The 6,738-nt window shown below is 69.3% G+C and carries 6 protein-coding genes; 3 read left to right on the top strand and 3 right to left on the bottom strand.

The features are described 5' to 3' along the window. A partial coding sequence (locus tag ACWD0F_RS47970; protein WP_449889224.1) for a beta-ketoacyl reductase occupies positions 1-831 on the top strand: 831 nt, incomplete at its 5' end. A gap of 116 nt (positions 832-947) precedes the next feature. Here the strand turns inward: ACWD0F_RS47970 and ACWD0F_RS47965 are convergent. The 3 genes from ACWD0F_RS47965 to ACWD0F_RS47955 all read right to left on the bottom strand — a co-directional run bounded on the left by ACWD0F_RS47965 (position 948) and on the right by ACWD0F_RS47955 (position 4,214). Further along, positions 948-2,411, bottom strand: a complete 1,464-nt coding sequence (locus tag ACWD0F_RS47965) for an FAD-dependent oxidoreductase (RefSeq protein ID WP_449889223.1) — start codon at positions 2,409-2,411, stop codon at positions 948-950. A 1-nt stretch (position 2,412) separates the two neighbouring features. Beyond that, entirely contained in the window at positions 2,413-3,264 is an 852-nt protein-coding gene (gene mpaM / locus ACWD0F_RS47960) for a daptide-type RiPP biosynthesis methyltransferase (protein WP_449889221.1), read from the bottom strand. 98 nt (positions 3,265-3,362) lie between these two features. Next, positions 3,363-4,214, bottom strand: coding sequence for a class I SAM-dependent methyltransferase (locus ACWD0F_RS47955; protein WP_449889219.1), 852 nt, complete (start codon positions 4,212-4,214; stop codon positions 3,363-3,365). A 238-nt stretch (positions 4,215-4,452) separates the two neighbouring features. On the opposite strand from ACWD0F_RS47955, the gene ACWD0F_RS47950 reads away from it, so the two are divergent. After that, positions 4,453-5,490, top strand: a complete 1,038-nt coding sequence (locus ACWD0F_RS47950) for a 3-oxoacyl-ACP synthase III family protein (protein ID WP_449889217.1) — start codon at positions 4,453-4,455, stop codon at positions 5,488-5,490. A 49-nt stretch (positions 5,491-5,539) separates the two neighbouring features. Next, positions 5,540-6,736, top strand: coding sequence for a cytochrome P450 (locus ACWD0F_RS47945; RefSeq protein ID WP_449889215.1), 1,197 nt, complete (start codon positions 5,540-5,542; stop codon positions 6,734-6,736). The last annotated feature ends 2 nt before the right edge of the window (positions 6,737-6,738 follow it).

The following is a 6,738-nucleotide window of genomic DNA, read 5'->3' as shown; positions in this document are numbered from 1 at the left end:
AACACCTTCCTCGACGCACTCGCCCACCACCGCCACACCCAAAACCTCCCCGCCACCTCCCTCGCCTGGGGACTCTGGCAACAAACCAGCACCATCACCGGCCAACTCGCCGACACCGACCTCAACAGACTCCGACGCAACGGCATCGCCCCCATGCCCACCCAAGACGCACTCGCCCTGTTCGACAACGCACTCGCCAGCGGTCAACCACATCTCGTCACCGCCCGGGTCGACCGCGCGGCGCTGCGCGCGCAGGCAGAGGCCGGTGCGCTTCCTGCGCTCCTGCGCGGGATCATCGGAACCCGCCGCAAGCCCGCGAGCGCCGCGCACGGCGGCGACTGGACGAAGCGCCTGGCCGCGCTCCCGGGCAACGCCCGGTACGACGCGATACTCAGCCTGGTACGGCGCGAGGTCGCCGACGTGCTGGCCCATCCGGTGCCGGGTGGTGTCGACCCGGATCGGGGCTTCCTCGACCTGGGGTTCGACTCACTCACCGCGGTTCAACTGCGTAACCGGCTGGCCGCGGTGACCGGGTTGCGGCTGGGGACGACGACCGTTTTCGACCACCCCACGGCGACCGCGCTCGCACGTCACCTGGAGGACGAGCTCGCCCCGGCGACGGGCAGCGAACGGGTGGTGCTGGCAGAACTGGACAGGCTTGAGGACTCCGTCCAGGGGATGGCCGGCGACGTCCGGCTGAGCGTGGCCCAGCGGCTGCAGGAGCTCGGCGCCCGGCTGGCCGCCAAGACCAACGGCGCGGCGGCGCCGGCCCAGCGCCTGGACGAGGCGTCCGACGAGGAGCTCTTCGCGTTCATCGACAACGAGCTGTGACAACAGAAAGAGGTGAGGAGCCTGGGCTCCTCACCTCTGTCGAACGCCGATCCGAATGCCGATCCGAACGCCGGACCGAACGCTGGAACGAACACCGGACCGAACGCTGAGCCCGATCAGCCGCCGAACCAGGCGGCCAGCGCCACTCTCAGGCCGTCGGGATCCGAGCCGGCCCATGCCACGTGACCGTCCGGCCGCACGAGCACCACCGGAGCGCCGATCTGCGGAACCGGCGGCGAAGCCACCAGGTCCACGTTCTCGCGCCACGCCGTGAGGTCGCCCAGTGCCACCGCCCCTTGCGAGCAGTCGAGCACCAGGCCGCGCCCGGCGTGCAGGGCACGGTCCACTCCTTCGGCCCCCAGCGGCGGCAGCCTCTTGCCGAGCAGCGGATCGTCGGCCTCGGCCGCCGGGTCCCGATCCGGATAGAGCATCGGATAGCTGACGTCGACGCCGGACAACATGCCCCCGAGGTACCGGTTCACGTCGCCGAGCTTGAGCAGTTCGGTGGTCAGCTCGCGCAGGCCGCCCGCCTGCTCGTCGCGGTGGGACAGCTCGACCTGGGCGAGCACGTTCATCCGGGTCCGGCTGCCGGCCGCGTGCCGCTCGTCGTGGTAGGTGTCCAGTAGTCCCTTCGGGGCCCAGCCGTTGATGGCGGCCGCCAGTTTCCAGCCGAGGTTCACCGCGTCGTTGAGCGCGTTGGTCAGTGCTTGGCCGTTGATCGGGAAGAGCACCTGTGCCGCGTCGCCCGCCAGGAAGACGTTCTGCTCGCGATAGGTCGCCGCCTGCTTCACCCGGCAGTCGGCGCGGGCCAGCCAGCGGGGCTCGCCGCCCTTCAGGTCGCTGCCGGTCAGCCTGCGTATCGCGGCGCGCAGCTCGTCCATCGTGACCGGGGCGTCCGGGTCCTCGGGTTCGACGCCGAACTCGGACGTGGTGATCCGGACCGCGCCGGGCCCGATGGGCACGCACATCCACTGCCCGCCGGCCGGGAAGTAGGCGCCGCCGATCGGCAGCGGGTGCAGGTCCGCCAGGTCGATCTCGACGTCGCCGGTGATCCCGCGGAACGGGATGTCCCTGCCGTGGAAGGGGATCGCGGCCGCCTCGCGGACGGTGCTGTCCGGTCCGTCGCAGCCGACGAGGTAGCGGCCACGGAGCTCCCCTGACCCGTTCGCGGTGCGCCACCGCACCGTGACGCCGGCCTCGTCCTGGTCGAAGCCGGTGACTTCGTGGTCGTGGCGGATGTCGGCCCCGAGTTCGGTCGCCCGATGCGCCAAAGCTCGTTCCAGCTCCGCCTGGTGCAGCAGCACCGCGTCCTTGGCACGGTCGGGCACCTGGGACAGGTCGAGGAACAACAGCGCGAACTGGATCATCGGCAGCGGGATCGCCTTCTCCCGTACCAGGTCGAACAGCCCACGCTGGGTGAGCAGTTCGACGGCGCCCGCGTTGATCGCGACGCCGGGTGAGTCCGTTCTGGGCCGCGCGCGACGTTCCAGGACGACCGTGTCCACGCCGGCGAGGGCGAGTTCGCCCGCCAGCATCAGACCTGCCGGACCGGCTCCTGCGATGATGACGGGTTCGCTCATGTCAGCGGGTCACTTCCAGCAGCGGACGGCGCTGGCGCACGTGCGCCCGCAGCGGGCTCGCGCCACCGGGGTCGGTGCTGATCTCCTGCCGGGCGGTGATCCGCAGCCCCGCCTCCTCGATCTCCTGCTCCATCTGGGCGGGCGAGACCCAGAAGGTCATCCCGTTGTACAGCTTGGTGTCCGTGATCACGCTGTTCTTGATCCGGTGGGTCAGGAAACTGCTCGAACGGATGCCCTCGGTCGGTGAGATGTAGTCGAACAGCGTGCACATCAGCGGTGAGATCTCGTCGGCGAGCGTGAAGACGCTGATGCTCTCCACCGAGGACGGGTCCTCGTCCAGGAACTCGAAGCCGATGAACGTCACCAGGAAACGGCCGCCCTCGGCCAGGTGCTCACGGACGTTGCGGAACAGCGCCGCGCGCCGCTCGGCGTCGATCGTCAGCACCGCGGAGCCGCCCGCGACGATCAGGTCGAACTTCCGGTCCAGGTGGAACTCGGCCATGTCGGCCTCGACCAGCTCGGCCTTGCCGGCGTACGCCTGGCTCTGCGGCTCGCGCAGCCGGTCGGCGAACACGCTCAGCATGTCCGGCGACAGGTCGAGGGCGACCATGTCGTGGCCCCGCTCCAAGAACGGCACGGTCAGCCGGCCGGTGCCGCAGCCGAGCTCCAGGATCGGGCTGGTGACCCCCGCCGCGGCCGACAGCAGCTCCTCGATCTCGACTCTGTCATGGCGGTTGACGATGTCGTAGAGTTTGGCCGCCTCGGGACCGTAGACGTCCCTGATGATCTCCGTACCGAACAGTTCGACGATCTGGGACGCGGTCCCGGGGATGGCGGGCGGTTTCTGGGTCATGGCTTCACCCTTCGGTCGCAGGCGTAACTGCTGCGTCAACGGCCGCAGCCTGTGGGGGGAAGGATCTCGCTCCTGACTAAACCGGTTCTTGACGGCGGCTAAAGGCGGCTGCCGTGCTCCGCCTGCAGCAGCACCTGACGTACCGGCCTGCGCGGCGGATCGTCCTCAAGCGGATCGGGGCCGCCCTCGGACCGGCCGGTCACGCGCAGCCCGGCCCGCTCCAGCTCGGCCGTCAGCATGGCCGGCGACACGGGATGGATGCTCGCCTTGAGGAGCTTCGTGTCGGCGATGACGCCGCCTGGGCCGAGCCGGTGCGTGAGCAGGCTCGCCGAGCGCACGCCCTCGACCGGGTCGTCACGGTCGAACAAGGTGCACAGCAGCGGCGACTGGCCGTCGTGGAGGGTGAACACCGATACGCTCTCGCACACGGACCTGCCCCGATCCTCGACGGTGTCCAATTCGGTCAGGCGGATATGGATCAGCAGCCTGCCCTCCGGGGCGAGATGTTCACGCACCCGCTGGAACATCGCCGCGCGCCGCGCCTCGTCGAGTGCCAGCGCCGCCGAGTCGGTGATCAGCACCAGACCGAACCGCCGGCCCAGGCGGAAGTCGGCCATGTCTCCGGCGACCAGCAGAATTCGTGCGAAATACGACTGGTCGTACTGCTCCAGCAGGCGTTCCATCAGAACGGTGAGCATGTGCGGCGACCGGTCGAGGGCGACCATCTCGTGCCCGTGCTCAAGAAAGGGCACGGTGACCCGGCCGGCGCCGCAACCGAGTTCGAGGATCGGGCCGGTGACGTCCTGCGCCGCGGCGAGCATCTCGGCGATGAAGGTCCGGTCATATCGGAACATGAGGTCATACAGACACGCGCCGTCCGGCCCGTACAGGCTGTCCGGGACCATGCCACCGAACAACTCCGCGACCTGCTGGGCAATGTCCGGTGGCATGTGTATGTTCTCCGTCATCGACAGCCTTCCCGCACGGATCCGCCGTCCGCGGGCGAACACATTCGCCCGCGTAGGATGAACACTTCTCCTAAGCTCCGGCTATATCACGGCTAAATGCGCATTGCGCGGCCCACCATTCTTCGTGAGTTAGTCCGGCTTTAGCATCACGCGTCATTCTGGGCAGGTCATCGACTCCGCCGCGCGGGGCCACCACACCCGGACCCAACGAAGGACGCGCATGGAACGTCCCGACATCCACATTCTCGGAGTGGGTACCGCACTGCCCGGACCAGCCGTCGACAACGCGATGCTCGCCGAACGCTTCGGCATGCCGGCCGTGTGGCAGCAGTGGATCGAGAGCCACCTGGGCACCCGCAGCCGGCATTTCGCCGTGGACCTGGAGACCGGCGTGATCCGCTACTCACTGACCGATCTCGCCGAGACGGCCGGACGCCGCGCGCTGTCCGCCGCCGGGATCTCGGCCTCCGATGTGGACATGATGGTGATGAGCACCGCCTCACCGGACATGCTCATGCCCGCCACCGTCAATGTCGTCGCGGACCGGCTGGGGGTCGACGACGTGCCCACGTTCCAGCTGCAGGCCGGCTGCGTCGGCGCGTTGCAGGCGCTGGAGCTCGCGAGCCAGATGGTGACGGCGGGCCCGCATCGGACGGCACTCGTGGTCGGCGGCGACAGCAGCGCCAAGCACCTGGATGTGTCCATGGACCTCGGTTCGGTCCCGGCCGAGGTGCAGATCAACGGCCTGCTCTTCGGCGACGGCGCCGGCGCCGCGGTGGTGAGCCGGGAGCCGGCCTACGGGTCGCCGGTGCTGCGCCACGTCTTCACCCGGCTCGTGGGGCTGCACCGGGCGCCCGGTCAGACCGTCGACTGGTTCAGCTGGGGCAGCCGGACCGGGGACCGGCCCCCCGTGGCCGAGGACTATAAGGCGATCGAGGAGTCGGCGCCCAAGATGGCCGCCGAGGCGTTCGATGAGCTGCTCGCGCGCGTCGGCTGGGCGCGGAGCCAGATCGACTGGCTGCTGCCACCGCAGCTCTCGGTCCGGATGACCGAACGGATCGTGGACGCGCTCGCGGTGCCTGCCGCCGATCCGGTCAGCAGGGTCGCCGAGATCGGCAACACCGGCAACGCCATCCCCTACTTCCAGCTCGAACAACTGATGCCGCGGCTGAGCCCGGGCGACCGCGCCGCGGGCGTGAGCGTCGAGGCCAGCAAGTGGCTCAAGGCCGGCTACGCGCTCGAACTGCCGTCGGTGTGAGGCCGCCGGGGTCACGAGGGACACAACGAATCCGTGGGAGGAACCAGAGATGACGCAAGCACCGGCTGACGCGATCACCATGCCCACCGACCGGGAACACAACTTCGCTCCGCCCGGGCAGCTCGAACAGATCCGATCCGCCGGGCCGATCACCAGGCTGGCCTTCCCCGACGGCCACATCGGATGGCTGGTCACCAGCCACACGCTCGGCCGTCAGATCCTGGCCGACAACCGGTTCAGCGCCCGCCAGGAGCTCCGGCACTCACCGGCCCCGCTGAGCTTCGCCGACGAGCTGTCCGGGCCGACCCGGCCGGGGCACTTCAACCGGATGGATCCGCCCGACCACACCCGCTACCGGCGGCTGCTCACCGCGCAGTTCACCGTCCGCCGGATGAACCTGCTCATCCCCCGCATCGAGGAGGCGGTCGAGGAGCACCTCGACGCCATGGAGGAGCACGGCCCGCCGGTGGACCTGGTCGAGTCGTTCGCGCTGCCGATCCCCTCGATCCTGATCTGCGAGCTGCTCGGCGTCCCGGTCAGCGACCGGGCCGAGTTCATCCGGCACACCGCGATCGCGCTGAGCCTGGAGACCAGCTCCAAGGACGCCGCCGCGACGCTGGCGTGGGGTGACCAGTACCTGCGCGACCTGGTGCGCTCCAAACGCGAGAACCCGACCGACGACATGTTCAGCGACCTGATCAACAGTGGTGAGCTGACCGACGAAGAGCTCTACGGGATCGTCTTCCCGTTCCTCGGCGCCCACGAGACGACCTCCAGCATGTTGTCGCTCGGCACGTTCGCGCTGCTGGAGAACCCGTCGGAGCTGGCGAAGCTGCGGGCGAACCCGGCGCTCATCGACGGCGCCGTGGAGGAGCTGCTGCGCTACACCTCCATCCTCAACTTCGGGCTGACCAGGGCGGCGCTGGAGGACGTCGAGATCGCCGGTGAGCAGATCGGCAAGGGGGAGGCGGTGGTCATCTCGGTGCCGGCCGCCAACTGGGATCCGGAGCGGTTCGAGGCGCCGGAGACGCTGGACATCACCCGCACGACCAACAGCCACCTGATGTTCGGCCACGGCGTGCACCAGTGTCTCGGCCAGCACCTGGCCAGGGTGGAGATGCGCGTCGGGTACGTGGCCCTGTTCCGGCGTTTCCCCACGCTGCGTCTCTCGGTGCCGCCCGAGCAGGTGGCGATGCGCGTCAACATGGCCGTGCACGGTGTGAAGAGCCTGCTGGTCGAATGGTAGAC

This window comes from Nonomuraea sp. NPDC002799, from assembly GCF_053592075.1.
The sequence above is the reverse complement of the archived record's forward strand: the minus strand, read 5'-3'. Positions and strand labels throughout refer to the sequence as shown.

What these genes read in the sequence shown, in the direction of transcription:
- mpaM (WP_449889221.1), bottom strand. Translation starts at nt 3,264, where the DNA reads ATGACCCAGAAACCGCCCGCCATCCCCGGGACCGCGTCCCAGATCGTC.
- ACWD0F_RS47965 (WP_449889223.1), bottom strand. Translation starts at nt 2,411, where the DNA reads ATGAGCGAACCCGTCATCATCGCAGGAGCCGGTCCGGCAGGTCTGATG.
- ACWD0F_RS47950 (WP_449889217.1), top strand. Translation starts at nt 4,453, where the DNA reads ATGGAACGTCCCGACATCCACATTCTCGGAGTGGGTACCGCACTGCCC.
- ACWD0F_RS47945 (WP_449889215.1), top strand. Translation starts at nt 5,540, where the DNA reads ATGACGCAAGCACCGGCTGACGCGATCACCATGCCCACCGACCGGGAA.
- ACWD0F_RS47955 (WP_449889219.1), bottom strand. Translation starts at nt 4,214, where the DNA reads ATGCCACCGGACATTGCCCAGCAGGTCGCGGAGTTGTTCGGTGGCATG.